Annotated in this window: 27 protein-coding genes; 19 read left to right on the top strand and 8 right to left on the bottom strand. The window is 62.7% G+C overall.

The annotated features are described in order from the left end of the window. Nucleotides 1-98: 98 nt before the first annotated feature. The 7 genes from ACOI1H_RS04625 to ACOI1H_RS04595 all read left to right on the top strand — a co-directional run bounded on the left by ACOI1H_RS04625 (nucleotide 99) and on the right by ACOI1H_RS04595 (nucleotide 7,882). Nucleotides 99-1,643, top strand: a complete 1,545-nt coding sequence (locus tag ACOI1H_RS04625; protein WP_422435552.1) for a phytoene desaturase — start codon at nucleotides 99-101, stop codon at nucleotides 1,641-1,643. Beyond that, nucleotides 1,640-2,674 (top strand): 15-cis-phytoene synthase, encoded by a 1,035-nt coding sequence (gene crtB, locus ACOI1H_RS04620; RefSeq protein WP_422435551.1) that lies wholly within the window; start codon nucleotides 1,640-1,642, stop codon nucleotides 2,672-2,674. Before ACOI1H_RS04625 ends, crtB begins: the two co-directional genes overlap by 4 nt. A 33-nt stretch (nucleotides 2,675-2,707) precedes the next feature. Next, nucleotides 2,708-3,190 (top strand): tryptophan-rich sensory protein TspO, encoded by a 483-nt coding sequence (gene tspO, locus ACOI1H_RS04615; protein ID WP_422435550.1) that lies wholly within the window; start codon nucleotides 2,708-2,710, stop codon nucleotides 3,188-3,190. 44 nt (nucleotides 3,191-3,234) lie between these two features. Further along, nucleotides 3,235-5,034: an adenine deaminase gene (gene ade / locus ACOI1H_RS04610; protein WP_422435608.1), complete on the top strand. Its 1,800-nt coding sequence runs from the start codon at nucleotides 3,235-3,237 to the stop codon at nucleotides 5,032-5,034. Next, nucleotides 5,031-6,506 (top strand): AMP nucleosidase, encoded by a 1,476-nt coding sequence (locus tag ACOI1H_RS04605; RefSeq protein WP_422435549.1) that lies wholly within the window; start codon nucleotides 5,031-5,033, stop codon nucleotides 6,504-6,506. The genes ade and ACOI1H_RS04605 overlap by 4 nt, the downstream gene beginning before the upstream one ends. 134 nt (nucleotides 6,507-6,640) lie before the next feature. Beyond that, a complete protein-coding gene (locus ACOI1H_RS04600; RefSeq protein WP_422435548.1) occupies nucleotides 6,641-6,931 on the top strand; it encodes an HU family DNA-binding protein in 291 nt (96 codons plus the stop codon). A 66-nt stretch (nucleotides 6,932-6,997) separates the two neighbouring features. Further along, on the top strand, nucleotides 6,998-7,882 hold the full coding sequence (locus ACOI1H_RS04595) for a DMT family transporter (RefSeq protein WP_422435547.1): 885 nt from the start codon (nucleotides 6,998-7,000) through the stop codon (nucleotides 7,880-7,882). On the opposite strand, the gene ACOI1H_RS04590 is transcribed toward ACOI1H_RS04595, so the two are convergent. Further along, nucleotides 7,866-8,090: a hypothetical protein gene (locus ACOI1H_RS04590; protein ID WP_422435546.1), complete on the bottom strand. Its 225-nt coding sequence runs from the start codon at nucleotides 8,088-8,090 to the stop codon at nucleotides 7,866-7,868. The two genes, ACOI1H_RS04595 and ACOI1H_RS04590, sit on opposite strands and share 17 nt — an antisense overlap. Further along, nucleotides 8,087-8,413, bottom strand: coding sequence for an ArsR/SmtB family transcription factor (locus ACOI1H_RS04585; protein ID WP_422435545.1), 327 nt, complete (start codon nucleotides 8,411-8,413; stop codon nucleotides 8,087-8,089). Before ACOI1H_RS04585 ends, ACOI1H_RS04590 begins: the two co-directional genes overlap by 4 nt. 245 nt (nucleotides 8,414-8,658) lie before the next feature. Between ACOI1H_RS04585 and ACOI1H_RS04580 the strand changes: the two genes are divergently transcribed. The 5 genes from ACOI1H_RS04580 to ACOI1H_RS04560 all read left to right on the top strand — a co-directional run bounded on the left by ACOI1H_RS04580 (nucleotide 8,659) and on the right by ACOI1H_RS04560 (nucleotide 11,274). Then, nucleotides 8,659-8,976 (top strand): AtpZ/AtpI family protein, encoded by a 318-nt coding sequence (locus ACOI1H_RS04580; RefSeq protein ID WP_422435607.1) that lies wholly within the window; start codon nucleotides 8,659-8,661, stop codon nucleotides 8,974-8,976. Between the two features lie 55 nt (nucleotides 8,977-9,031). Continuing rightward, complete coding sequence (locus tag ACOI1H_RS04575) at nucleotides 9,032-9,817, top strand: F0F1 ATP synthase subunit A (RefSeq protein ID WP_422435606.1); 786 nt, start codon at nucleotides 9,032-9,034, stop codon at nucleotides 9,815-9,817. A gap of 49 nt (nucleotides 9,818-9,866) precedes the next feature. Next, nucleotides 9,867-10,103 carry a F0F1 ATP synthase subunit C gene (locus ACOI1H_RS04570; protein ID WP_072858434.1) on the top strand — a complete coding sequence of 79 codons (237 nt, stop codon included), beginning with the start codon at nucleotides 9,867-9,869 and terminating at the stop codon, nucleotides 10,101-10,103. Between the two features lie 85 nt (nucleotides 10,104-10,188). Next, a complete protein-coding gene (locus ACOI1H_RS04565) occupies nucleotides 10,189-10,713 on the top strand; it encodes a F0F1 ATP synthase subunit B' (protein WP_422435544.1) in 525 nt (174 codons plus the stop codon). A gap of 3 nt (nucleotides 10,714-10,716) precedes the next feature. Further along, nucleotides 10,717-11,274 carry a F0F1 ATP synthase subunit B gene (locus ACOI1H_RS04560; protein WP_422435543.1) on the top strand — a complete coding sequence of 186 codons (558 nt, stop codon included), beginning with the start codon at nucleotides 10,717-10,719 and terminating at the stop codon, nucleotides 11,272-11,274. A gap of 60 nt (nucleotides 11,275-11,334) precedes the next feature. Here the strand turns inward: ACOI1H_RS04560 and ACOI1H_RS04555 are convergent, their stop codons facing one another. The 3 genes from ACOI1H_RS04555 to ACOI1H_RS04545 all read right to left on the bottom strand — a co-directional run bounded on the left by ACOI1H_RS04555 (nucleotide 11,335) and on the right by ACOI1H_RS04545 (nucleotide 13,826). Further along, the gene (locus ACOI1H_RS04555; protein ID WP_422435542.1) at nucleotides 11,335-12,102 is read right to left on the bottom strand and encodes a FadR/GntR family transcriptional regulator; all 768 of its coding nucleotides are present in this window, start codon (nucleotides 12,100-12,102) and stop codon (nucleotides 11,335-11,337) included. Between the two features lie 110 nt (nucleotides 12,103-12,212). Continuing rightward, nucleotides 12,213-12,869: an OmpA family protein gene (locus tag ACOI1H_RS04550; RefSeq protein ID WP_422435541.1), complete on the bottom strand. Its 657-nt coding sequence runs from the start codon at nucleotides 12,867-12,869 to the stop codon at nucleotides 12,213-12,215. Between the two features lie 96 nt (nucleotides 12,870-12,965). Further along, nucleotides 12,966-13,826 carry a methylated-DNA--[protein]-cysteine S-methyltransferase gene (locus tag ACOI1H_RS04545; protein WP_422435540.1) on the bottom strand — a complete coding sequence of 287 codons (861 nt, stop codon included), beginning with the start codon at nucleotides 13,824-13,826 and terminating at the stop codon, nucleotides 12,966-12,968. Between the two features lie 78 nt (nucleotides 13,827-13,904). On the opposite strand from ACOI1H_RS04545, the gene nth reads away from it, so the two are divergent. Beyond that, on the top strand, nucleotides 13,905-14,549 hold the full coding sequence (gene nth / locus ACOI1H_RS04540) for an endonuclease III (RefSeq protein ID WP_422435539.1): 645 nt from the start codon (nucleotides 13,905-13,907) through the stop codon (nucleotides 14,547-14,549). Here the strand turns inward: nth and ACOI1H_RS04535 are convergent. Both ACOI1H_RS04535 and ACOI1H_RS04530 read right to left on the bottom strand, forming a co-directional pair. Then, nucleotides 14,546-15,241: a hypothetical protein gene (locus ACOI1H_RS04535; protein ID WP_422435538.1), complete on the bottom strand. Its 696-nt coding sequence runs from the start codon at nucleotides 15,239-15,241 to the stop codon at nucleotides 14,546-14,548. The two genes, nth and ACOI1H_RS04535, sit on opposite strands and share 4 nt — an antisense overlap. Nucleotides 15,242-15,573: 332 nt before the next feature. Next, on the bottom strand, nucleotides 15,574-16,392 hold the full coding sequence (locus tag ACOI1H_RS04530; RefSeq protein ID WP_422435537.1) for a sulfotransferase family protein: 819 nt from the start codon (nucleotides 16,390-16,392) through the stop codon (nucleotides 15,574-15,576). Between the two features lie 153 nt (nucleotides 16,393-16,545). Between ACOI1H_RS04530 and ACOI1H_RS04525 the strand changes: the two genes are divergently transcribed. Then, a complete protein-coding gene (locus ACOI1H_RS04525) occupies nucleotides 16,546-18,123 on the top strand; it encodes a DUF5928 domain-containing protein (RefSeq protein WP_422435536.1) in 1,578 nt (525 codons plus the stop codon). An 8-nt stretch (nucleotides 18,124-18,131) separates the two neighbouring features. Next, the gene (locus tag ACOI1H_RS04520) at nucleotides 18,132-18,500 is read left to right on the top strand and encodes an HIT domain-containing protein (protein ID WP_422435535.1); all 369 of its coding nucleotides are present in this window, start codon (nucleotides 18,132-18,134) and stop codon (nucleotides 18,498-18,500) included. A 54-nt stretch (nucleotides 18,501-18,554) separates the two neighbouring features. Here ACOI1H_RS04520 and ACOI1H_RS04515 read toward each other — a convergent pair whose 3' ends face one another. After that, the gene (locus ACOI1H_RS04515; protein ID WP_422435534.1) at nucleotides 18,555-19,487 is read right to left on the bottom strand and encodes an ABC transporter ATP-binding protein; all 933 of its coding nucleotides are present in this window, start codon (nucleotides 19,485-19,487) and stop codon (nucleotides 18,555-18,557) included. Between the two features lie 107 nt (nucleotides 19,488-19,594). On the opposite strand from ACOI1H_RS04515, the gene ACOI1H_RS04510 reads away from it, so the two are divergent. The 4 genes from ACOI1H_RS04510 to ACOI1H_RS04495 all read left to right on the top strand — a co-directional run bounded on the left by ACOI1H_RS04510 (nucleotide 19,595) and on the right by ACOI1H_RS04495 (nucleotide 24,836). Beyond that, nucleotides 19,595-19,777 (top strand): zinc-finger domain-containing protein, encoded by a 183-nt coding sequence (locus tag ACOI1H_RS04510; RefSeq protein WP_422435533.1) that lies wholly within the window; start codon nucleotides 19,595-19,597, stop codon nucleotides 19,775-19,777. 52 nt (nucleotides 19,778-19,829) lie between these two features. Further along, nucleotides 19,830-22,640, top strand: coding sequence for a DNA polymerase I (gene polA / locus ACOI1H_RS04505; RefSeq protein ID WP_422435532.1), 2,811 nt, complete (start codon nucleotides 19,830-19,832; stop codon nucleotides 22,638-22,640). 107 nt (nucleotides 22,641-22,747) lie between these two features. Beyond that, nucleotides 22,748-24,229: a Na+/H+ antiporter NhaC gene (gene nhaC / locus ACOI1H_RS04500; protein WP_422435531.1), complete on the top strand. Its 1,482-nt coding sequence runs from the start codon at nucleotides 22,748-22,750 to the stop codon at nucleotides 24,227-24,229. A gap of 127 nt (nucleotides 24,230-24,356) precedes the next feature. Beyond that, complete coding sequence (locus tag ACOI1H_RS04495) at nucleotides 24,357-24,836, top strand: pyridoxamine 5'-phosphate oxidase family protein (RefSeq protein WP_422435530.1); 480 nt, start codon at nucleotides 24,357-24,359, stop codon at nucleotides 24,834-24,836. Nucleotides 24,837-24,898: the final 62 nt, after the last annotated feature.

The raw sequence follows: 24,898 nt of genomic DNA, 5'->3' as shown, positions 1-24,898 counted from the left end.
TGACACATTTTGAGAAGCGTTCAACCCTAGTTGCGTGTCTATCGCGATATCTGCGAAAGGATATTGTCAACTTTGATTGACACACCTAACGTGTTTCCATGACCAGACATGCACCGCAACCAACCACCGACAACCGCGCCATCGTGATTGGCGCAGGCCTTGGCGGGCTTGCCGCTGCCATGCGGCTGGGGGCCAAGGGCTACGCCGTCACCGTCCTCGATCGACTTGACCGGGTCGGGGGTCGGGGCAGTTCCGTAATGCAGGATGGCCACCGGTTCGATCTTGGCCCGACCATCGTGACCGTGCCGCAGGTCTATGAAAGACTCTGGGCCACCTGCGGTCGCGATTTCCACGCGGACGTCGACTTGCGCCCGCTGACCCCGTTCTACGAGATTCGCTGGCCAGACGGGTCTCACCTGCGCGTCACCGGCGACACGAAGGAGATGGTCGCAGAGGTCGCACGCCTGTCGCCCCGCGATGTGAAGGGGTACCACCAATTTCTCCGCGACAGTCATGCGCGCTACAAGCTCGGGTTCGAAGGCATGGTCGCGCAGCCGATGCACCGCGCGTGGGAGACGATCAAGGTCCTGCCGCAGTTCGCCAAGTTGCGGGCCGACCGCTCGATCCTCGGGCTGGCGCGGGCGCGGGTCAAGGACGAACGTCTGCGCATGGCGCTGTCGTTCCACCCGCTGTTCATCGGCGGCGACCCCAGCAACGTCACCTCGATCTATGCGCTAGTGAGTTATCTGGAGAAGGAATTCGGCGTCCACTACGCGATGGGCGGCGTCCAGGCGATTGCGGATGCGATGGCAGACGTCGTGCGCGCGCAGGGCGGGACGATCCGGCTGGGGCAGCAGGTCCAGCGCATCACGATCGAGGGTGGTGCCGCACAGGGCGTGACGCTGGCAACGGGCCGCAAACTGGCTGCGCCCCTGGTCATCAGCAACGCCGACGCGGGGCATACCTATGGCACGTTGCTGAAGGACGCGCCACGCAAACGCTGGACTGATGCAAAACTGCGCAACCGGCGCTGGTCGATGGGCCTGTTCGTCTGGTATTTCGGCACGAGAGGCACGCGCGGCAAGTGGGCCGACGTCGGCCATCACACGATCATGGCCGGCCCGCGGTATGAGGGGCTGCTGCACGACATCTTCATCAAGGGGCATCTGGCCGACGACATGTCGCTGTATGTCCATCGCCCCTCTGTCACCGATCCATCCGTGGCACCAGCGGGTGGAGATACCTTCTATGCTCTGTCGCCCGTCCCGCATCTGGGTCACGCCAACCCCATCGACTGGCAGGCCGAGAAGATGCGTTACCGTGACAAGGTGGCGGCGGTCCTCGATACACTGATCCCCGGTTTCCGGGATCACCTGACGACGGACCTGATCTACACGCCCGAGGATTTCCGCGACCGCTATCTCTCTCCTCACGGGTCGGGGTTTTCGATCGAACCGCGCATCCTGCAATCCGCCTGGTTCCGCCCCCACAATGTCAGCGAAGAGGCGAAGGGTCTGTTCCTTGTCGGCGCAGGCACCCATCCCGGCGCAGGTGTGCCCGGTGTCGTGTCCAGCGCCGAGGTGCTGGGCAAGCTGGTGCCCGACGCTCGCCAGGTTCCCGCGATGAAGATGGCCGCCGAATGACCGCGCATGGCATCGCACCCGCCGATCTGGACCATTGCCGCGCCATGATCCGCACCGGATCGCTGTCATTCCATGCGGCAAGCCGTCTGCTGCCCGCAAAGGTGCGCGATCCGGCACTGGCCCTCTATGCTTTCTGCCGACTGGCCGACGATGAGGTGGACGAGGGTGCGGACAAGGCCGGTGCCGTGCTGCGCCTTCGGGACCGGCTCGACCTTGCCTACGCGGGCCGGCCCCGCAACGCGCCGGAGGATCGCGCCTTTGCCGCCATCGTCGCCGCGCATGATATGCCGCGCGCACTGCCCGATGCCCTGCTGGAGGGGCTGGCTTGGGATGCGCAGCAACGCCGCTATGCCACACTGTCCGACGTGCGCGCCTACTCGGCGCGGGTTGCCGCGGCGGTCGGCGCGATGATGTGCGTGCTGATGGACGTGCGTTGCGCCGATACCTTGGCGCGGGCCTGCGATCTGGGCGTTGCCATGCAACTGACCAATATCGCCCGAGATGTGGGCGAGGATGCGCGCGAGGGGCGGCTTTACCTGCCGACCGACTGGCTGGCCGAAGCCGGGTTGACGCCAGCCGCGTTCCTGTCGAACCCGCAACCCGGCCCGGTGCAGCGCCTGATGGTGCGCCGCCTTCTGACCGAGGCGGACAGGCTGTATCGCCGGTCCGAATCCGGTATTGCCGGGCTGCCGTCCACCGCGCGTCTTGGCATCTGGGCGGCGCGGCTGATCTACGACGGGATCGGGCGGCAGGTGCGGCGGCAGGACTATGATTCCATCACCCGCCGTGCCCGCACGACAAAGGTGCAAAAGATCGTCTGGATCGGGCAGGCGGCAGGCCTGACCGCCGTGACCTACATGATGCCGCGCCCTGCGGTCATGTTTGCGCCGCCGCTGGCCGAGGTCGCCTTTCTTGTCGATGCCGCCGGGCGCAGGACCAGACCCGCCCGCCGCGCAACGGCGGTGCTGGACACGCTGGCCGATCTGGCACGGCACGAGGCAGGGCATGGACAGAGCCGTCAAAGCGCCTAGATAGAGAGGGACCGCCCGCGAAAGGCCGACCCCATGTCCGTGACGTTGTTCCTGATCTTCCTTGCCGCGACCTTCGCCGCCGGCGCCACCGGTGCGCTGTTCCCGACAGGCGAGTGGTACAAACGCCTGAACAAGCCCGCGTGGACGCCGCCGAACTGGGCGTTCCCGATCATGTGGACGTCGATTTACCTGCTTATCGCCTTTGCGGGTGCGCGTGTCGCGCCGCTGGACGGAAACCAATATGCGATGGCGTTCTGGGCGGCGCAGATCGCGTTGAACGCGCTGTGGACGCCAGTGTTCTTTGGACTGCGCCGGCTGAAGGGATCGCTGCCCATCATGGCGGCGCTGTGGATTGCGGTGCTGGGGGCGACGATCACGCATTTCGGCGTGGATTTCTGGGCAGGCATGGCGTTCGTTCCCAACCTGATTTGGGTCACCATCGCGGGGGCGTTGAATTACACGGTCATGCGCCTCAATCCCGATCAGGTGCCACTGGAAATTCACAAACTGCCCTGAAGCGCGGGGTTGAAGGTGGCGGGCCTTTGGTGTCACGTTCGGCCATGTCGCATCACATTCCCTCATGGGCGGACTCCGCCCCCCGCCTTGTCGCCGTGGCCGCCGGTCGCGTCGCCGCCGATCTGGTCGTCCACAACGTCCGTCTGGTCAATGTCCATAGCCGAGAGGTGCTGGACGGCTGGCAGGTAGCCGTGGCCGAGGGTCGCTTTGCCTATGTCGGGCCGGACGCGACCCACTGCATCGGCACGGCGACGGACGTGATCGACGGCAAGGGCCGCTTCCTGATTCCCGGTCTGTGCGACGCGCACATGCACATCGAAAGCGGGATGTTGACGCCCTCCGAATTCGCTGCCGCCGTGATCCCGCACGGCACCACCAGCATGTTCACCGACCCGCACGAAATCGCCAATGTGCTGGGGCTTGCAGGCGTGCGGATGATGCACGACGAGGCGCTGATGCAGCCGGTGAACATCTTTACCCAGATGCCGTCCTGCGCCCCCTCTGCCCCCGGTCTGGAAACCACGGGGTATGAGATCACCGCCGATGACGTGGCCGAGGCGATGCAATGGCCCGGCATCATCGGGTTGGGCGAGATGATGAATTTTCCCGGTGTCATCAATGGCGACGCGCAGATGCTGGCCGAAATGGCGGCGACGATGCGCGCGGGCAAGACCGTCGGTGGACATTATGCCAGCCCTGACAAAGGCGTGCCGTTCCATGCCTATGCCGCCGGCGGGGCCGCCGACGACCACGAAGGCACTGCCGAGGCAGACGCCATCGCCCGTGTGCGGCAGGGGATGCGCAGTATGATGCGGCTGGGCTCCGCCTGGTATGACGTCGAAAGCCAGATCACGGCAGTAACGGAACGTGGGCTCGATCCGCGCAACTTCATCCTGTGCACCGATGACTGCATGGCCGAAACGCTGGTGAACGAAGGTCATATGAACCGCGTGGTGCGTCATGCCATCGCCTGCGGTTGTGATCCGGTCGTGGCTTTGCAGATGGCCACGATCAACACCGCGACGCATTTCGGACTGGAACGCGACCTGGGGTCGATTGCACCGGGGCGGCGTGCCGACATGATCCTGACGTCAGACCTTGTCACCCTGCCCATCGAGCATGTGATTGCGCGGGGGCGGACGGTGGCGATGGATGGCAGGATCACGGTGGACTGCCCGCATTACGACTGGCCCGCGACCGCGCGGCAGACGGTGCATCTGGGCAAGGTGCTGGATGCGGAAGACTTTGCCGTGCAGGCCCCGGCGGGCGCAAATGCGGTCACAGCGAAAGTGATCGGTGTCGTCGAAAACCAGGCACCGACCAAAGCCCTGACCTTCGAATTGCCCGTCACCGAAGGCCGCGTGCAGGCGACGGGAGAGGTTTGCCAGATCGCGCTGGTGGAACGGCACCGGGCGACGGGGGGCGTGGTCAACGGCTTCGTATCGGGGTTCGGATACACCGGACGCATGGCGATCGCCTCGACCGTGGCGCACGACAGCCACCACATGATCGTTGTCGGCACCGACCGGGACATGATGGCACAGGCCGCGAACCGGCTGGGCGAGGTCGGCGGCGGCATCACGGTCTGGAAGGACGGGGCAGAGATCGCGCTGGTCGCTCTGCCCATCGCGGGCCTGATGTCCGACCGCCCGGCGGCAGAGGTCGCCGCCGATGCAGGCCGGATGGTGCGGGCGATGGCGGATTGTGGATGCACATTGAACAACGCCTACATGCAGCATTCCCTGCTGGCGCTTGTCGTGATCCCCGAATTGCGGATCAGCGACCTTGGTCTGGTCGATGTGACCACGTTCAAACTGACTCCGCTGTTCGAGGGGCCGCAATGACCGACATCCGCCCGCTGCGCAGCCCGGACGTGCCCGAGCCCGCAACATTCGATGACGCCGCCGCCGCGGTGACGCGGCTTTGCGCCCTCTACGATGCCGCGACCGATTTTCTGACCGCGCACTTTTCCGAGGTTCTGCGCACCGGTCAGTCCGACGCCGCCTATCGCGCCTATTATCCCGAAATCCGGCTGACCACGACAAGCTTTGCGCCCACCGACAGCCGACTGTCCTTTGGCCATGTGCCGGAACCGGGGACCTATTCGACGACTGTCACGCGGCCCGACCTGTTTCGGCACTATCTGGAACAGCAGATCGGCCTGCTGATGCAGAACCACCGGGTGCCGGTGACGATCGGCGCCTCGACCACGCCGATGCCGGTGCATTTCGCCGTGGCGAACGACGCCTCCGTGACGGTGCCGCAGGAAGGGGCCGCCGATTTCCACCTGCGCGACATCTTCGACGTGCCGGACCTGTCCACGACGCATGATGATATCGTGAACGGCAACGGGTTCCTTTACCCCGACGGGGCGGCACCGCTGGCGCCCTTCACGGCGCAGCGCATCGACTATTCGCTGGCGCGGCTGGCCCATTACACCGCGACCGATCCTGCGCATTTCCAGAACCACGTCCTCTTCACGAACTATCAGTTCTACATCGAGGAATTCGAGGCGTTCGCACGGCAGATGCTGGCGGACCCCGACAGCGGCTACACCGCCTTCGTTGGGCCGGGGAACCAGGTCATCACGGACCCCGAGGCACCGATGATCGTGCCGACAAAGTTGCCCCAGATGCCGACCTACCACCTGACGCGCAAGCAGGGGGCCGGCATCACGCTGGTCAACATCGGTGTCGGGCCGTCGAATGCCAAGACCGCGACCGACCATATCGCCGTGCTGCGTCCGCATGCCTGGCTGATGGTGGGTCACTGCGCGGGGCTGCGCAATTCGCAGCGGCTGGGCGATTTCGTGCTGGCCCACGCCTATCTGCGCGAGGACCATGTGCTGGACGCGGACCTGCCCGTCTGGGTGCCGATCCCGGCGCTGGCGGAAATCCAGATCGCCCTTGAAGACGCGGTCGAAGCGGTGACGAAGCTGGAAGGCTATGAGCTGAAGCGCATCATGCGCACCGGCACGGTCGCCACCATCGACAATCGGAACTGGGAGTTGCGCGATCATTCCGGCCCGGTGCAAAGGCTGTCGCAGTCGCGGGCGGTCGCTCTCGACATGGAAAGCGCCACCATCGCCGCCAACGGTTTCAGGTTTCGCGTCCCCTATGGCACCCTGTTGTGCGTCAGCGACAAACCCCTGCACGGAGAGCTGAAACTGCCGGGCATGGCCTCTGATTTCTATCGGACTCAGGTGGCAAATCACCTGATGATCGGTATTCGCGCGATGGAAACGCTGCGCGACATGCCGCTGGAACGCATCCACAGTCGCAAATTACGTAGCTTTGAAGAGACAGCTTTCCTTTGAACCCAGCAAAATATGGCAAAAAGCCGCATTTTTGGCTTGCATGACTGCACAAAGCGTTGTGGTGTCCCACAACATTACGTTAAATGACGTCCAACCGGCCCCAGAGTTGGGGGCATTCAAGGGAGAACCGACCAATGGCAACCAAACCGATGACGAAGGCAGCGCTTGTCGCCGCACTGGCCGACAAGACCGGCATGGACAAGAAGTCCGCCGGCGCAGCGCTTGACGCCGTGACCGCGATCATCACCGACGAAGTGTCCGGCGGCGGTGCCGTCACGCTGCCCGGCGTCGGCAAGATCTACTGCCGCGAGCGTCCCGAGCGGATGGTCCGCAACCCCGCCACGGGCGAGCAGATGAAGAAGGACGCCGACAAGGTCGTCAAGATGACGATCGCCAAGGCGCTGAAGGACAGCGTGAACGGCTGATCTTGCGTCCGGTCTGATTTAGGGAAAGGGTCGCCCCGACGGGCGGCCCTTTTTCATTGAGGCGACATGGACTTCAAAGCACTTTTCATGGGCTTCGCCTTTGCGGCGATGTGGTCCTCTGCATTCACCTCGGCCCGGATCATCGTGCAATACGCGCCGCCGCTGACGGCGCTGTCGCTGCGCTTTCTCATCTCTGGCCTGCTGGGCTGCGCGATTGCCTGGGCGCTGGGCCAGTCGTTCCGCCTGACCCGGCGGCAATGGACGGGCGTGCTGGTCTTCGGGCTGTGCCAGAACGCGCTGTACCTCGGACTGAACTTCGTCGCGATGCAAAGCGTGCAGGCCTCGCTGGCGGCGATCATCGGGTCCACCATGCCGTTGTTGGTGGCCCTGTCGGGCTGGCTGATCTTTGGCACAAAGGTGCGTCCGCTGGGCGTGGCGGGTCTGGTCGCCGGGATCATCGGGGTCACGCTGATCATGGGCGCGCGCCTGTCTGGGGGCACCGACGTGTTTGGGCTGTTCCTTTTGATCGTGGGTGTCGTGTCGCTGACGGCGGCGACGCTGGCCGTGATGGGCGCATCGTCCGGTGGCAACGTCCTTGCCATCGTCGGCCTGCAACTGCTGGTGGGTGCGGTGTTGACGGCGATCCCGGCAGTCCTGTTCGAACCCTTCGTGGTCGCCTGGAACCCGACGCTGATCGTGGCATTCCTTTACACGACGCTGGTGCCGGGTCTGGCCGCGACCTGGGTCTGGTTCCTGCTGGTCGGCCGGATCGGGGCGGTGCGGGCCAGCACGTTCCATTTCCTGAACCCGTTCCTTGGTGTTCTGATCGCCGCCGGTTTCCTGGGAGAAGCGGTCGGGCCGCTGGACGTCATCGGTGTCGTGATCATCGCAGCCGGTATCCTGGCCGTGCAGATGAGCAAGCAAGGCGCGATCGTCACGACGCCGCGATAATTCGCATGAATGATGCGGAACCAATCCGGTCACGAATGGTTGATGAACAGATAAAATGGAAGGACCTGCCATGCGCAGCATCATCTACATCATCGGTCTGGTCGTTGTCGTATTGGCTGTCTTGAGCCTGTTTGGCCTGCGTTAATCGCAATCGATTTACATAGCGAGTATCGGCCGCAGCGGCATAGCGCCCTGCGGCCTTTTTCATGTCCCTACCTCTTGCGCGTCCAAAAACGCCTCGAACGCGTCAAGGTCGATCCCGCTGATCTGCCCAAAGCCTTGCATCCAGACGGCCGCATCCCGCAGGGCATCCGGCTCCAGCTTGCACCACTTCACGCGACCGCGCTTTTCCTGAGAGATGAGCCCCGCCGCCGTCAGCACTATCAGGTGCTTGGAGATCGCAGCCAATGACATCCGGAACGGCTCTGCCACGTCGGTGACGGCCATGTCGTCCTCCAGCAGCATCGCAAGGATTGCCCGGCGGGTGGGGTCCGCCAAGGCCGCAAAAGTGGTATCCAGATTTGTCGCCATGCGCCCATTAGGGCCCGTCTTGCCCGATCGTCAACCGATTGGTTGAATGTGCGGGCGGGTCAAATTGACCGGAAAACGCGCCGAGAGCGGTGCCCCGCGGAGTCCAAAATCAAGTTATTACAATAGCTTGGCCGGCGAACCGACCGCCTTGACTCGCTACACCCCCGCGCATAGACGATGCAGAGGAATTTACGGGGCCTTGACGCGTGACAGACAGCCCGGACCCAGACGATCCCGGTGCCCGCATGAAGGCACTTGAGGAGAAGCTGGCAGCCCGCAAGCCGAAGCCACAGGAAACGGTCCAGAACGACGGTCACTACCAAGGGCAGCTTGCCTGGCGGATGGTGATCGAGCTTGTGGCCGGTCTAGGGATCGGTTTCGGCATCGGTTACAGTCTTGATCGGTTCCTTGGAACCCTTCCGATCTTTCTGGTGCTGTTCGTTTTTCTTGGCCTCGCTGCGGGCGTCAAGACCATGCTGCAATCCGCCAAGGAATTGCAGAAGAAACAACTGGCGGGCCAAGAGGGGCCGACAGCCAAGAACGAGGGTGACAGACGTGGCTAGTCATGTGGCAACCGAAACGACCGAGGCAGCGACCCATGGTGCGGGCGACCTCGCGATGAATGCCGATGCGGCGCATGACGCCGGCGGCCTTGTCTTTCATCCGCTCGACCAGTTCATCGTCCGTCCGATCTTTGGCGAAGGCGGGATCTTCAGCCCGACGTTCCCGGTCCCTCCAATTCACTGGTACACGCCGACGAACGTGACGCTGTGGCTGGCATTGGCTGCCTTGGCCGTGATCCTGCTGTTCGTCGTGGGCAGCCGTGGCCGCGCCATCGTGCCGACTCGGACCCAGTCTGTCGGAGAGCTGTTCTACGGTTTCACCCACAAGATGGTGGAAGACGTGTGCGGCAAGGAGGGGCTGAAGTATTTCCCCTATGTCATGACGATCTTCGTCTTCATCCTCTTCGCCAACTTCCTTGGCCTGCTGCCGATGTCTTTTGCAACGACTAGCCATATCGCGGTCACCGCGATCCTGGGCTTCGGCGTGTTCTTCTTCGTGACGATCCTCGGCTTCGTGCTGAACGGACCGTCCTTCTTAAAGCTGTTCTGGATGACCGATGCGCCGCTCATCCTGCGCCCTGTCATCGCCGTGATCGAGCTGATCTCGTATTTCGTGCGTCCGGTCAGCCACTCCGTCCGTCTGGCGGGCAACATCATGGCCGGGCACGCCGTCATCAAGGTCTTCGCGGGTTTCGCGGCGATCGCCGTGATCAGCCCCGTGTCGATCCTCGCGATCACTGCAATCTACGGGCTGGAGGTGCTGGTCGCCGGCATCCAGGCCTACGTCTTCGCAATTCTGACCTGCGTGTATCTGAAAGATGCGCTGCATCCTGCACACTAGGGTCCGTTTCCTCACCATCCCTCAAATTCCATCGTAAGGAGAAAATATCATGGAAGGCGATATCGCAAACATGGGTCAGTTCATCGGTGCCGGTCTGGCTGGCATCGGTTCGGGTGCGGCCGCCATCGGCGTCGGCACCGTGGCAGGCAACTTCCTGGCTGGCGCACTGCGCAACCCCTCTGCCGCCGCTTCGCAGACCGCGACGCTGTTCATCGGCCTGGCCTTTGCAGAAGCTCTGGGGATCTTCTCGTTCCTCGTCGCTCTGCTGCTGATGTTCGCAGTCTAAGACCTGCACGACATCCTTACGACTTTCCGGTGCGGGGTAATCCCCGCATCGGATCGTTGAAACCCAAGGGAACCGGGGACCGAAGATGGCTACTCCAGACGTCGTCGCAACAGAGGTCGAAAGCGGCATGCCGCAGCTCGATTTCTCGACATTTCCGAACCAGATATTCTGGCTTCTGGTCACGCTTGTCGTGATTTACCTGGTGCTGTCCCGTGTCGCCCTGCCGCGCATCAGCGGTGTTCTGGCGGAACGCTCCGGCACCATTTCCAACGACCTTGCCGCCGCAGAAGACCTCAAGCTGCGCGCGACCGAGGCCGAGGCCGCCTATGAAAAGGCGCTGGCCGACGCCCGTCAGGAATCGAACCGTATTGCCGATCAGGCCCGCGCAGCCGCGCAGTCCGATCTGGACGCCGCAATGGTCGACGCCGACGCAAAGATTCAGGCTCAGACCGCAGAGGCCGAAGCCGCGATCGCCGATATTCGTGCCAGCGCGACGGACAACGTCGCCATCGTGGCAAAAGACGTGGCCGAAGCACTGGTCGCAGCGATGGGCAGCCAGCCCGACAGCGCCGCCATCGACGCTGCCGTCACAGAACGGATGAAAGGATAAGCCATGCGCCATCTTCTGATCCCGCTGTTCGCCCTGATCGCGTCGCCTGCGATGGCCGCAACCGGCCCGTTCATCTCGTTGAACAACACGAACTTCATTGTGCTGCTGGCGTTCATTCTGTTCCTCGCCATCCTGCTGTACTTCAAGGTGCCGTCCAAGATCGCCGAAATGCTGGATGCCCGCGCTGCCGGCATCCGGTCCGACCTGGACGAGGCCCGCGCCCTGCGTGAAGAGGCGCAATCGCTGCTGGCCTCTTACGAGCGCAAGCAGAAAGAAATGCAGGAGCAGGCCGAGCGTATCGTCGCCAATGCCCGGACCGAGGCCGAACGCTCTGCCCAACTGTCGAAGGACGAGATCGCCGCATCCATCGCGCGCCGGATGGCAAGTGCGGAAGAGCAGCTTGACAGTGCCCGCGCTGCTGCGGTCAAGGACGTGCAGAACCGTGCCGTCACGGTCGCAGTTGCCGCCGCCAAGGACGTCATTGCCCGGCAAATGGACGCCTCCCGCGCCAATGCACTGATCGACGAGTCGATCGCCACGGTGAAGGCCAAGATGCACTGACGACGCAAGACTTCGTCACATTAAGGCCCCGGTCGCGCATGCGCCGGGGCCTTTTGCGATTCAGCGCTGGTTTTCGATGTCCAGCCGCTTGCGCGCGAAGCCTTCGTTCTGGTCCGCCTTCTGCTGTTCCTGCATCGCCTCTTCGACGTAGTCCATATGCGCGTTGATCGCAGCTTTCGCCGCCACGGCGTCCCGCGCCTGGATCGCCACGTTGATGGCTCTATGCTGCCCCAGAAGGTCACCGCGCGTCAGCCGTTGCTGAAACATGATCGCGCGGTTGTAAAAAACGCCCTGCCGCAGCAGATCATACATCGACCGCATCATGTGCAGCAGGATGATGTTGTGGCTCGCCTCGATCACCGCGAGGTGAAAATCGGCATCAAGCTGGGCCTCTTCCGAGGGGTCGGGCTTGCGATGCGCCGCTTCCATCTTGCGGAACACGGTATCGATGACGGCCAGGTCTGTGTCGGTGCCGTGGCGGGTGGCCCTCTCTGCGGCCAGCCCCTCCATGTCACGGCGAAAGCTGATGGTGTCGTACAGGGCGACGGGGTGGCTGGCGAACAGTGCGACAAGCGACGGGGCAAAGGCGCTGCCCAGCACGTCGGCGACAAAGACGCCCGCACCGGCCTTTGCCGTCAGAAGTCCGCGCATCTGAAGATCCGCCAGCGCCTCGCGCAGGGACGGGCGCGAGACGTTCATCCGTTCGCTCAGTTCCCGTTCCGACGGCAGCCGTTGACCGGGGCGCAGAATGCCGCGCAGGATCAGATCCTCGATCTGCCGGGCGATCCCGATGGACAGCTTCTCCTGCGTGACGGGTTCGAAGGGCATGGAATTCTCGCGATTGGGTGGTCAGATCATATGACCAGTTTCAGCGCGCCACAAACGAAAAGGGCCGCCCTTTTGGGGCGGCCCGGACCATTTAAAAAGGCTACTCAATATCAGTTTGGGGTAATGACGATGTCGACGCGACGGTTCTGTGCGCGGCCTTCGGCCGTCAGGTTCGTCGCAATCGGCTGATCCTCGCCACGGCCGACCGACCGAAGGCGCGATGACGGCACACCGTAGTTGGCCAGAACGCCGGACACGGCCTGGGCGCGACGCTGCGACAGGTCGAAGTTGAACGCTGCATCGCCTACGTCGTCGGTGTGACCGATCACGTTGACCGTCGAATTCGGATACTGCTGAAGCGAACGCGCCAGTGTCGACAGGTTGCCCTGCGCGGCGGACGACACAGCAGTGGAATTCGTGGCGAATAGGATATCCTGCGGCAGGGTCACGGTCAGGTTCTGGCCGTTGTTGACGATGCCGACGTTGCCGCCCATCTGGTTGCGCAGTTCCTGTTCCTGCTTGTCGAGCTGATTGCCGACGGTCGCACCGGCAGCGGCACCCAGCGACGCGCCGATCAAGCCGTTGCGAATACGCTCTGACCGGTCGTCACCCGTCGCGGCACCCGCCAGCGCGCCAAGCCCGGCACCAATGGCAGCACCCTGTCCGGTCATGCGGTTGTCGTTGGGCCCACCGGTTCCGGCGCAAGCCGTTGTCAGGGCAAGCGCAGCGGTGGCGAGCGTCATGTTCAGGCGCGTGAAGGTGATCATGTGATTCTCTTTCTTTGATGGTGTCCCGGACAATGCGGGTCCTTGCATGGCGTCTATATGCCGCAATGACAGGCGCTATCCAATAACGCTGCAACGTCAGGCAATGTTCCGCCGATCCATGTCCGTCCCGGCGATCCTGCGCGCCGTCTCTTCGGCCAGCAATACCCTCTTGATGGGCAGGCCCCAGTGATAGCCGCCCAATGCGCCGGATTTGCGCAGCGCCCGGTGGCAGGGGATCAAAAGGCTGACCGGATTGCGCCCGACGGCCGTGCCGACCGCCCGCACCGCACGCGCGCTGCCGATGGAACGCGCGATTTCGGAGTAGGTCGTGACATGCCCGGAAGGGATGCGCAAAAGCGCCTCCCAGACCTGAATCTGCAAGGGGGTGCCGATCATGTGCAGCCGCGCTTCTCCGACACCCGACAGGGCTGCCTCTGTCCAGTCGGCGATCGCTGCGGGGTCGCTCACAAAGTCTGCGCGCGGCCAGCGGCCTTGCAGATCGGCCATCGCGGCGTCCCGTCCGCTCTCGCCAGAGAAGGCGAGGCCGCAAAGCCCCCGGTCGGTTGCCATGGACAGCACCTCTCCGAACGGACTGGAGAAACAGCCCCAACGGATCGTCAGCCCCGCCCCCTGGCGGGCATAGTCGCCGGGGGTCATCGCCTCCCACCGCAGAAAAAGATCGTGCAGACGACTGCTTCCGGACAGGCCGACCGCATGGGTGGTGTCCAGCGTCGTGAAATTGTCGCGCAGCAGGTCGCGTGCGTGATCCAGCGCCAGAAACTGCTGGTAGCGCTTGGGTGATATGCCGACCCATGTGGAAAAGACGCGCTGGACATGCGCCGGGCTCATGTCCAGGGCCGTCGCAAGATCGGCCAGCGACAGCGGCTGGCCCCGGTGGGCGTCGATCAGCGCGATGGCGCGCCCCACGACGGCATAATGATAAGGTGCGTGTTCCATATGCCGATCCTATGCTCCTCGGCGCAACACCGCGACCCGGAACTTGCGCAACCGGCACCCGTCGGGGCACAAGAGTGCATGTCCAGACAGCTCGACTACCTCACGATCAAGGAAATCTTCACCCGCTTTCAGGCGACCGAGCCTGAACCGCAGGGCGAGCTGGAGCATGTGAACGCCTACACGCTGGTCGTCGCGGTGGCCTTGTCTGCGCAGGCGACAGACAAGGGCGTGAACAAGGCCACGCGCGCCTTGTTCGCCGTGGCGGACACGCCGCAAAAGATGCTGAACCTCGGGCTGGACGGCGTGACCGAGCATATCAAGACCATCGGGCTCTTTCGCCAGAAGGCAAAGAACGTGATGAAGCTGAGCCAGATCCTCGTCGATGACTACGGAGGAGAGGTCCCCAACTCTCGTGCCGCGCTGCAATCCCTGCCGGGTGTGGGGCGCAAGACGGCGAATGTGGTGCTGAACATGTGGTGGGCGCATCCGGCGCAGGCCGTGGACACGCACATCTTCCGCGTCGGCAATCGCACCGGCATCGCGCCCGGCAAGGATGTGGATCAGGTCGAACGCCGGATCGAGGATCACGTCCCAGCCGATTTCCAGCGCCACGCACATCAGTGGCTGATCCTGCACGGCCGCTACACCTGTGTAGCCCGCAAGCCGAAATGCGCAGCCTGCCTGATCCGCGACCTATGCCTGTTCGAGGACAAGACGTTCTAGACCGCCGCCAGCCATAATGCGTCCAGCGCGTCGATCTCCGCGGCATCAAAGCGACCCGCTTCCTTCCAGTATTTGCCGCTGGGTACGACATACCCCAGCCGCGCCTCTGCCGCCTGCGCGGCGGTGGCCTTGTTCGCATCGAAGGGAAGCGGTGCCACCGTCAGGTCGGCCGACGTTGCGCGCGGAAAGACCAGCTGGCTGTCCGCCGTCGACAGGTTCACACAGGCACATCCCGCCATCGCGGCATGGATCTGAAGCCGCGCCGACTTTGCCGGCAGGGACCGCAGGGTGATGTCGTCGCGCAAGGGATCGGCGGTGCCGGTGCCGTAGAAATGCGTGTTCCCGGATGCCGGGTACACCATGTCGCACCCAAGAAATGCCAGAACCCGTGGCCGCAGTGCCGCCAGCGCCCAGTACCCGGCGGTAAAAGCCATGGTGCCACCGGCATAGACAAAGCCGCCAAAGGTGTTCTGAAGCGGTACGTAGTCCGTCGCCGTCACGATCCGCTGCGTCGGGCGACGGGTTGCGGGCATCCTGTCGGCTGGAAAGTCGGACGGATGGATCAGGTCATCCCAGTCATCCCGCACACGCCAGGCGTTGTTGATCGCCACGATCCGGTCGAATGGCTCACGCGGCCAGTCAACGGCGGCGACCACGGACGGACCGGACCCGAGGATTAGTACAATGCTCATCTGCGCCTTGCTTGTTCCGTCTGCCCGCGGACCTAGCAGCCCCATTGTCGAAGTCGAGCCTGTGGTAAAGGGCCGAAGCCTCCGGCGGACATATTTTCATTCGGATGAAAATCGGGACGCGGTGCGCCGTTCCGGGGTTTGTCACCAGGTGCGCTACCCGGAACGGCGGCTTTCATCGTCAGCGGTCATCGGCATGTCTGCCTGTACCGCCCGCTGAATGTCGGACATTGCGGTTAAGAAGGGGTGAATCCGCTTTCATCTGAATGGAAATATGTTGGGGGGAGCGCGGCACGCGCGGGGGGCTAGCCCCCCCCTACGACGTCAGCCCTGACTCACTCGCCCAGTTTGGCGTGAACCTCGGCCAGGTCGATCTCTCCGACAGGCATCTTTTTGTCGGGATTCTCGAAGTCGTATTTAAAAAGCTGGAAGTCCTTCTTGTAGATCTCGTAGATCAGATGCATCGACAGGTCGTCGAAATAATCCGACACCTTGTGCAGCCGCTTCGGCCCATGACCTTCGCTTTCGTTGAAGCGGGGGATCGCATTCAGGTCGATGCTGTGGGGCGTGTCGATTGCCGACAGGACATCCTGCATCCCGTCATTGAAGCTTTCCGTCCAGAAGATCTTGTCGTAGGTGCCGCCGTTCACGATGAAGGTCGAGATGTGGCCCGACATCGCCGACCAGTGGATGTCGGGCTCCATCGGGCGGCGCCAGCGGATGGTGTCGCGGGCGAACAGCAGGAAACGGCGGAACGACTTGATCTGGTCGAATTCGAAGCCGGTTTCAGGTTCGCCCACCTCGATCCCGTATTTCTGGATCAGCAGCGGCACGAGGTTGCCGCGGTAACGGCGACCGTTGCGCTGGATGCCGCAAATCTTGTCGAAGAACGATGACAGGATGCGGGTATAGGGATTGCGGACGCAGGTGAAGGCATAGCTCTTGTGCGATTTCACATTGGCGGTGATCAACGGCTGGCTGTCGTCCATCGCCCATTTATGCATCCCCGCCTGGGCATCGTGGATGTCGCCGTCAAAAAAGGTGCCATGGTCGGAATAGAACATGATCTGACCGATGGTCGAGCAAGCGCATTTCGGCACCACGCGGTAGACCATGCTTTCGCTTTCCGTCATCCAGGTGCCTGGAAAACCCATCGATCCTACCCTTGTTGCCTGGACTGAAATGCCGCCCACGGTTCTCGATCCTACTTAGTGGACCGGAATATGCAAAGAAACCCTGTATGTTCAGCAGCCCTTCACGCTATGACGACATCATGACGCGATAAAAGGGACCAGCGCGGCGTTTTCATGGCAAAGATCGCTTTTATTCTGCTCTGCCACAAGGACCCGGATGCGATCGTGCAGCAGGCCCGGCAGCTGACGGCCGTGGGCGATTGCATCTCGATCCATTTCGATGCCCGCGCACCGCAAGAGGCGTTTGACTACATACAGGATGCGTTGAGCGACAACCCGAACGTGACCTTTGCCGCCCGCCGCATCCGGTGCGGATGGGGAGAGTGGAGCCTCGTGCAGGCGACGTTGTACGCGGTCGAGGCGGCCGTGAATGCGTTTCCTCGCGCGACGCATTTCTACATGGTGTCGGGCGACTGCATGGCGATCAGGTCGGCGACCTATGCGCACGATTTCCTTGATCGTAACGACAAGGATTACATCGAAAGCTATGATTTCCTGGACAGTGAATGGATCAAGACCGGCTTCAAGGAAGAGCGGCTGATCTATCGGCACTGGTTCAACGAACGCACGCAGAAGCGGCGCTTTTACTGGAGCTTCTGGACCCAGCGCAGGCTCGGGATCACGCGGGCCGTTCCGCCGGACCTGCAAGTCATGATCGGATCGCAGTGGTGGTGCCTGCGGCGACGCACGATCGAGGCGATCCTCGACTTCACGAAGGCGCGTCGCGATGTCATGCGGTTCTTTCGCACGACATGGATTCCCGATGAGACGTTTTTTCAAACCCTCGTGCGTCACCTCATTCCAGGGCGCGAGATCGAGACGCGGACGCTGACCTTCCTGATGTTCACCGATTACGGGATGCCGGTGACATTCTATAATGATCACTATGACTTGTTGCTGAGCCAGGATGCGTTGTTCGCGCGCAAGATCAGCCCCGAAGGCAAGGAATTGAAGGCGCGGCTGGGCCAGCTTTACGCGTCCGACCGCACTGACTTCAAGATATCGAACGAGGGGCGGGGCCTGTTCGCTTTCCTGACCGGCCGAGGCCGGATCGGCCGCCGGTTCGCGACCCGGTTCTGGGAGACGGAAAGCACTTTGGGGCGGGAGCGTGAGCTGCTGATCATCGCCTGCAAGAAATGGCATGTCGCCAAGCGGTTGCTGGGGTCGATCAAGCACCACACGAACATTCCGGCCATCGCCTATCTGTTCAACGAGGAAGGCACCGAGATGCCTGATCTTGGCGGCATTCAGGCGACATTGGGCAAGCGGACACGGCATCGGAGGGCGCTGATGCGAATGCTGTTCGACTATTACGAAAGCGACCGTCTGATCATCTGTCTGGACACGGCCAGCATCGACCTGATGCAGGACTTCTTTTCGGACCGATCGACGACGAAGCTGCTTGAGATCGAATGCGGCATGACCGACGATTACCTGAGTGGTCACGCCAAGCGGGTCGGGCTGGCGGGAGAGCAGACGCCGCCCGATGCATTGGCGCAACTGCTGCCGACGATCCGCTACGACATCATCTTTGAATCCGACCGCATCCGCGACGCTTCCTTTGCAAACCACTTGCGCATCCGGGAAAACGCCACACCGGCCGAAAACGCCCCGGCCATCGCATCGTTCCTGCAGGTGCCGGACGAGACGGCGCGGGCGATTGCGGAAACCCCTTACCTTTTCGTTGACTGAGGACGGACATGACCTTCGACTATGACGACCAGAACATCTTTGCCCGCATCCTGCGGGGCGAAATTCCAAACAAGACGGTGTATGAGAACGACCATGCGCTGGCCTTTGCAGATATCGCACCACAGGCCCCTGTCCATGTGCTGATCATCCCAAAGGGACCTTATGTCAGCCTCGATCATTTCGCTGGACATGCGCGGCCCGAGGAGCAGGCGGGATTCTTTCAAGCGGTGGCAGAGGTGTGCCGGATCGCCGGGGTGGATGACGGGTTCCGGGCCATCGCGAATACACGCGCGCATGGTGTGCAGGACGTGCCGCATTTCCACCTGCACATTCTGGGTGGCAAGCGTCTGGGGCGGATGCTGCCCGAGGTCGGCTGACGCCGGACGACGCTGTTGGCCGCAAAGCGGCCAAGGCGCCCCGCCCGCCGTCCCCTATCGGCCCGAGGTCAGTGAGAGGAAAACATCCTCCAAATCCGGCTGTTCACTGGTCACGTCGCGGATCGTGATGCCGGCGTCGCGGACGGCTTGGATGATTTCGCCCGCCGGCGTCTTGCTGGACTGATAGGTGAAGGCAAAAGTCCCGTTGTCGCGTCGCTGGCCGGTGATGCCGCCGGGCAGGGGCGGCAGGTTCGGGTGATCGGCGTCGGGCGTGATCACCAGCGTCTTCTGGTCCAGCGTGCCCAACAGGTTTGCGGTGGTGTCGCGGACGATCATCTCTCCGTGGTTGATGATCGCGATCTCGTCGCACATCTGTTCGGCTTCTTCGAGGTAGTGCGTGGTCAGGATGATCGTCATGCCCTCGTCGTTCAGCTTGCGCACGTTCTGCCACAGAAGATTGCGCAGTTCGATGTCGACGCCGGCGGTGGGTTCGTCGAGGACGAGGATCTGTGGTGAATGCACCAGCGCCTTGCCCAGCAGAAGCCGGCGGCGCATCCCGCCCGAGAGGGAGCGGGCGTAGGCCTCTGCCTTGTCGGACAGGCCGATGAGTTCGAGAATTTCGTCCGTGCGGCGCTGCGACTTTGGCACACCATACAGTCCCGCCTGCACGTCCAGCGATCCGCGCGGCGTGAAGAACGGGTCGAGGTTGGGTTCTTGGGGCATGATGCCGATGGCGGCGCGACTTTGGCGCGGGTTCACGTCCTGATCGAAGCCCCAGATGTTCACCTTGCCTGCGGTTTTCACGACCAGCCCCGCCAGCACGTTGATCAGCGTCGACTTGCCGGCACCGTTCGGGCCCAGCAGGCCGAAGATCGATCCGCGCGGAATCGTCAGGTCGATCCCTTTTAGCGCCTCCTTCGCCGGGGACCGGCCGGTCGCGGCATAGGTCTTCTTCAGGCCGGTGATTTCGATGGCATTGTCGGTCATGAGGCGCTTTCCGTGGTCTTGCGGGGGCTGGCACCGGCGCGGGCGCTGGGCTAGTGTCAGGGCTGATCTATGGCGGGCGTGGCCCGCGACAACAGACAGGCATGCCCATGACACGTCCCGCCCCCGAAACCAAGATCGTTCACAGCCGCAAGGTTGCCTGCGACGGCTGCGGGCCGGGCCTGGGACATCCGCGCGTCTGGCTTGTCATTCCGGAAGAGACGGGTTTCGTCGAATGCGGGTATTGCGATGCGCGCTTCGTTCTGGAAGGTGACGGCGACGACGCGCACTGACGTCGCTGCGCGGACCGTGACAGGGCCCCCATCCGAAGAAGGACATTCCATCATGACCAGCGCATTCGGCAAGGGCTGTCACCTGCATCTGATCGATGGATCGGCCTTCATCTTTCGCGCCTACCACGCTCTGCCCCCGCTGACGCGCGCCTCTGACGGATTGCCCGTCGGCGCGGTTTCGGGCTTCGTCAACATGCTGCAACGCTATATCGAAGGCAACTCCGGCCCCGACGCGGCGACCCATGTGGCCGTGATCTTTGACAAGGGCAGCTACACGTTTCGCAACGACATGTATGATCTTTACAAGGCCAACCGAGAGGCGATGCCGGAAGAGTTGCGGCCGCAGATTCCGCTGACACGCGACGCGACCCGCGCCTTCAACATCGCCTGCGAAGAGCTGGAGGGGTTCGAGGCCGACGACATCATCGCCACCCTGTCCTGCCACGCGCGCGAGGCGGGCGGGCGCGTCACGATCCTGTCGTCCGACAAGGACCTGATGCAATTGGTCGGCGACGGTGTCGAAATGCTCGACCCCATGAAGAACAAGCGCATCGACCGCGACGGCGTGATCGAGAAGTTCGGCGTCGGCCCGGAAAGAGTCGTGGACGTGCAGGCGCTGGCGGGCGACAGTGTGGACAACGTGCCGGGCGCGCCGGGGATCGGGATCAAGACCGCGGCCCTGTTGATCAACGAATTCGGCGATCTGGAAAGCCTGCTGGACCGCGCGGACGAGATCAAGCAACCCAAGCGACGCCAGACCCTGATCGACCACCGCGCCCAGATCGAACTGTCCAAGCGGCTGGTAAAGCTGGATTGCGACATGGTGCTACCCTTCACCCTCCACGATCTTGAAATCCGCGATCCCGACCCGGAGATCTTGCTAGGGTTCCTCGCGCAGATGGAATTCCGGACGGTCACGAAACGGATCGCGGAACGGCTGGGCCGGGCCGCGCCGGTGATCGAGGCGGCTCCGGTCGCAGCGGTGGTACAGGCCGAGGAGAAGCCCTTCGATGCGGATGCCTATGAATGCGTCCGAACACCGGAGGCTTTGCAACTCTGGATCGACCGGATCATGGAACGCGGCCACGTTGCCATCGACACCGAGACGACGTCGCTGGACGAGATGCGCGCCGATCTCGTGGGCATCTCGTTGTGCGTCGACGCTGGCACGGCCTGCTATATCCCGCTGGCCCACAAGGCGGCGACGCAGGACGATCTGTTCGGGTCCGACGCGCGGGCCGAAGGGCAGATGGATGTCCAAGCCTGTCTGAACGCGCTGAAACCGGTGCTGGAGGATGCGAGCATCCTCAAGATCGGGCAGAACATGAAGTATGACGCCAAGATCTTCGCGCTGCTGGGCATCGACGTGGCCCCGATCGACGACACCATGTTGCTGTCCTATGCGATGCACGCCGGTCTGCACAATCACGGCATGGACGAGCTGTCGGAACGCTACCTTGGTCACACGCCGATCCCGATCAAGCCGCTGCTGGGGTCCGGCAAATCTGCCGTGACCTTTGACCGGGTGCCGATCGACGATGCGGTGAAATATGCTGCCGAGGACGCTGACATCACCCTGCGCCTGTGGCAGGCGTTGAAACCGCAGTTGCACGTCAAGGGCGTGACGACGGTCTACGAGACGATGGAACGCCCGCTTGTCCCGGTGCTGGCGCAGATGGAAATGTCCGGCATCAAGGTTGACCGCGACACGCTGTCCCGCATGTCGAACGCCTTCGCGCAAAAGATGGCGGGACTGGAAGACGAGATTCAGACTCTCGCGGGGCGCAAGTTCAATGTCGGATCGCCGAAGCAGCTAGGCGAGATCCTGTTCGACGAATTGAGCCTGACCATGCCCGACGGCAAGAAGCCAGCGACCGGCAAGACAGGGGCCTATTCGACCGGGGCCGACGTGCTGGAAGACCTTGCGACGATCCACGATCTACCGCGCCGCATCCTGGACTGGCGGCAACTGGCAAAACTGAAATCGACCTACACCGACGCGCTTCAGGAACACATCCATCCGGATACGGGACGGGTCCACACCTGCTATTCCATCGCGGGCGCGATCACCGGGCGATTGGCGTCCACCGATCCGAATTTGCAGAACATCCCCGTGCGGTCAGAGGAAGGCCGCCGCATCCGCGAAGCCTTTATCGCAGAGGACGGCAAGGTGCTCGTCAGCCTCGACTACAGCCAGATCGAACTGCGCATCCTGGCCCATGTCGCGGGAATCGAAGAGTTGAAACAGGCCTTCCGCGATGGTGTCGACATTCACGCATTGACCGCATCCGAAATGTTCGATGTGCCGCTGGAGCGGATGACGCCGGATATCCGCAGGCAGGCCAAGGCGATCAATTTCGGCGTGATCTACGGCATCTCTGGCTTTGGCCTTGCCCGGAACCTGCGTATTCCGCGGGATCAGGCACAGGGGTTCATCGACCGCTATTTCGAGCGTTTCCCCGGTATTCGCGCCTATATGGACGACACGATCCGTTTTGCGAAGGATCATGGCTACGTGCAGACGCTGTTCGGCCGCAAGATCAACACGCCAGAGATCAATGCAAAGGGTCCGCAAGCCGGTTTCGCCAAACGCGCCGCGATCAATGCGCCGATTCAGGGTACGGCGGCCGACGTCATTCGTCGCGCAATGATCCGCATGCCTGCCGCGATTGCCGGACAACCGGCGAAGATGCTGTTGCAAGTACACGACGAACTGCTGTTCGAAGTCGAGGACGGCGCGCAGGACAATCTGATCGCCACTGCCCGCCACGTCATGGAAAATGCCTCTGACCCCGCAGTGAAACTGGACGTCCGGCTGGCGGTGGATGCAGGGCAGGGGCCCAACTGGGCGGCGGCACACTGACCTGAATTTAGTCGCCCCTTCTGACATTTCTTGACTTCCGATCGGAACTTTTCCGCCGAAACCTCCGTTGCCCCGTCAACAAGATGGAACAAAAACGAGGGTATCGCATGTCCGAGAAGAATTTGCCGTCACTGGGACTAGCCTTGTTGCCGGTGGTCCTGACGCTGGGGCTGTTGGCACTTCAGCTCTTTTACTACGGCGATTTCACGCCTCATATTCCTTTGATCATCGGTCTTGCCATCACGTCCCTGCTTGGCGTTTTGAGGGGCCAAAAGTGGATGGACGTCCGCGAGGGCATCTTCCACGTCATCCACGTCTCCATGCCGTCGGTCGCGGTGCTGATCGTCGTCGGCATGATCATCGGGACCTGGATCGCATCGGGCACCGTGCCGACGCTGATCTACTACGGGCTGACAATCCTGAACCCTTCGATCTTTCTCGCCGCCGCGATGATCCTGTGCGCGGTCGTGTCATTGTCGCTCGGAACAAGTTGGGGGACGGTGGGTACGGTTGGCCTTGCGTTGATGGGCATCGGCGCGGGCTTTGGTGTGCCGGTCTACTGGACGGCCGGTGCCGTTGTGTCGGGTTCGTTCTTCGGTGACAAGGTTTCGCCCCTCTCGGACACCACGAACCTTGCCCCTGCCGTCACCGGCACGAACGTTTTCGACCATATCCGCAACATGCTGCCGACCACCGTGCCGGCCATGCTGATCGCCCTCGTCGTCTATCTGGTTGCCGGCTATGCGCTGATCGACAGCGAGGGTTCGTCCTTCGACGCCATCACCGCGATCACGACGCAGCTTGACGCCGAATTCAGCCTCGGCCTCGTGCCGCTGCTTCCCGCCCTTGTCGTCATCACGCTGGCCCTGACCAAGAACCCGCCACTGCCGTCGCTCTTTGCCGGTGTCGTGGCCGGTGCCTTGGTCGCGATCTTCTGGCAGGGCTATGGGCTGCATGACGTCTTTGCCTTTGCCCAGTCCGGTTACAGCATAGAGACCGGCGTGGTGGACATCGACAGCCTGCTGAACGCGGGCGGTATCCAGTCGATGATGTGGACGATCTCGCTCATCCTGATCGCACTGGGCTTTGGCGGCGCGCTGGAACGGACGGGGTGTCTGGAGGCGATCATCCAGGCGATCATCCTGCGCGTCAACAGCTTCGGCGCGGTCCAGACCTCTGCTATCGCCACGTCGTTTGCCACGAATATGGTCGCGGGCGACCCCTACATCAGCATCGCATTGCCGGGGCGGATGTATGCACCGCTTTATCGCGGTATGGGCTACAGCACGCTGAACCTGTCGCGCGCGGTCGAGGAGGGTGGCACCCTAATGTCGCCGCTGATCCCCTGGAACGCGGGCGGTGCCTTCGTCATCTCTGCGCTGGGCCTAGGCATCATGGACGGCAACCTGACCAACCTGTTGTATATCCCGCTCGCTTTCGCCTGCTGGACAGCCCCCGTCATCGGCATCTTCTATGCGCTGACGGGCCTGTTTTCACCGAAGGCAACCGATGAGGACCGCCGCGAGTGGGATCGGTCGAACGAGGACATCATGGACATGTCCGATCATTCGCTCGGCCAGACGGCCTGACCCCGACCGCCTTGCGCCTTGCGGGCCGCTGCCGGAATCCGGCGGCGTCCCGTCGTCGTTCGACACGCCGGAACAAAGGATGATGCCGCAGGGTTTGATCGGCAACACAGATATGAAAGGACGCATGATGACGGACGCAAAGAAGGATTTCTGGGACCGCGTAGAAGATGTGCAGGCCGGCATGCTGGGCCTGACCTCGGACGGCAAACTTGTGCCGATGTCGCCGAATGTGCGCAAGGCACCGGACGGCAACATCTGGTTCATCGCCGCCGCCGGCGAGGACATCGTGAACGACACCGCTGACGCCGCCAAGGATGCGCGGTTCGTCGTCGCGGACGCGAAAAGCGGGCTTTACGCCAACATTGAAGGCAAGCTGGCGCATGTGAACGACAAGGAAGTTCTGGACGAGATCTGGAACGCCGTCGCCTCGGCATGGTTCGAAGACGACAAGCAGGACCCTGACATTCGTCTGCTGTGCTTCACGCCGGACCGGTCGGCTACATGGTTCACGACGACCAGCGGCGCCAAGTTCTTCTACGAGGTCGCAAAGGCCAACATGACCGACACGCAGCCCGACACGGGCTACCGGGCCGATCTGACGTTCTGATCGTCCGAATCGGACAAGCAAAAAGGCGGGCCGGTTGGCCCGCCTTTCGCGTTCAGGGATAA

The organism is Loktanella sp. DJP18 (assembly GCF_049310965.1).
GTDB lineage: Bacteria > Pseudomonadota > Alphaproteobacteria > Rhodobacterales > Rhodobacteraceae > Loktanella.
The sequence above is the reverse complement of the archived record's forward strand: the minus strand, read 5'-3'. Positions and strand labels throughout refer to the sequence as shown.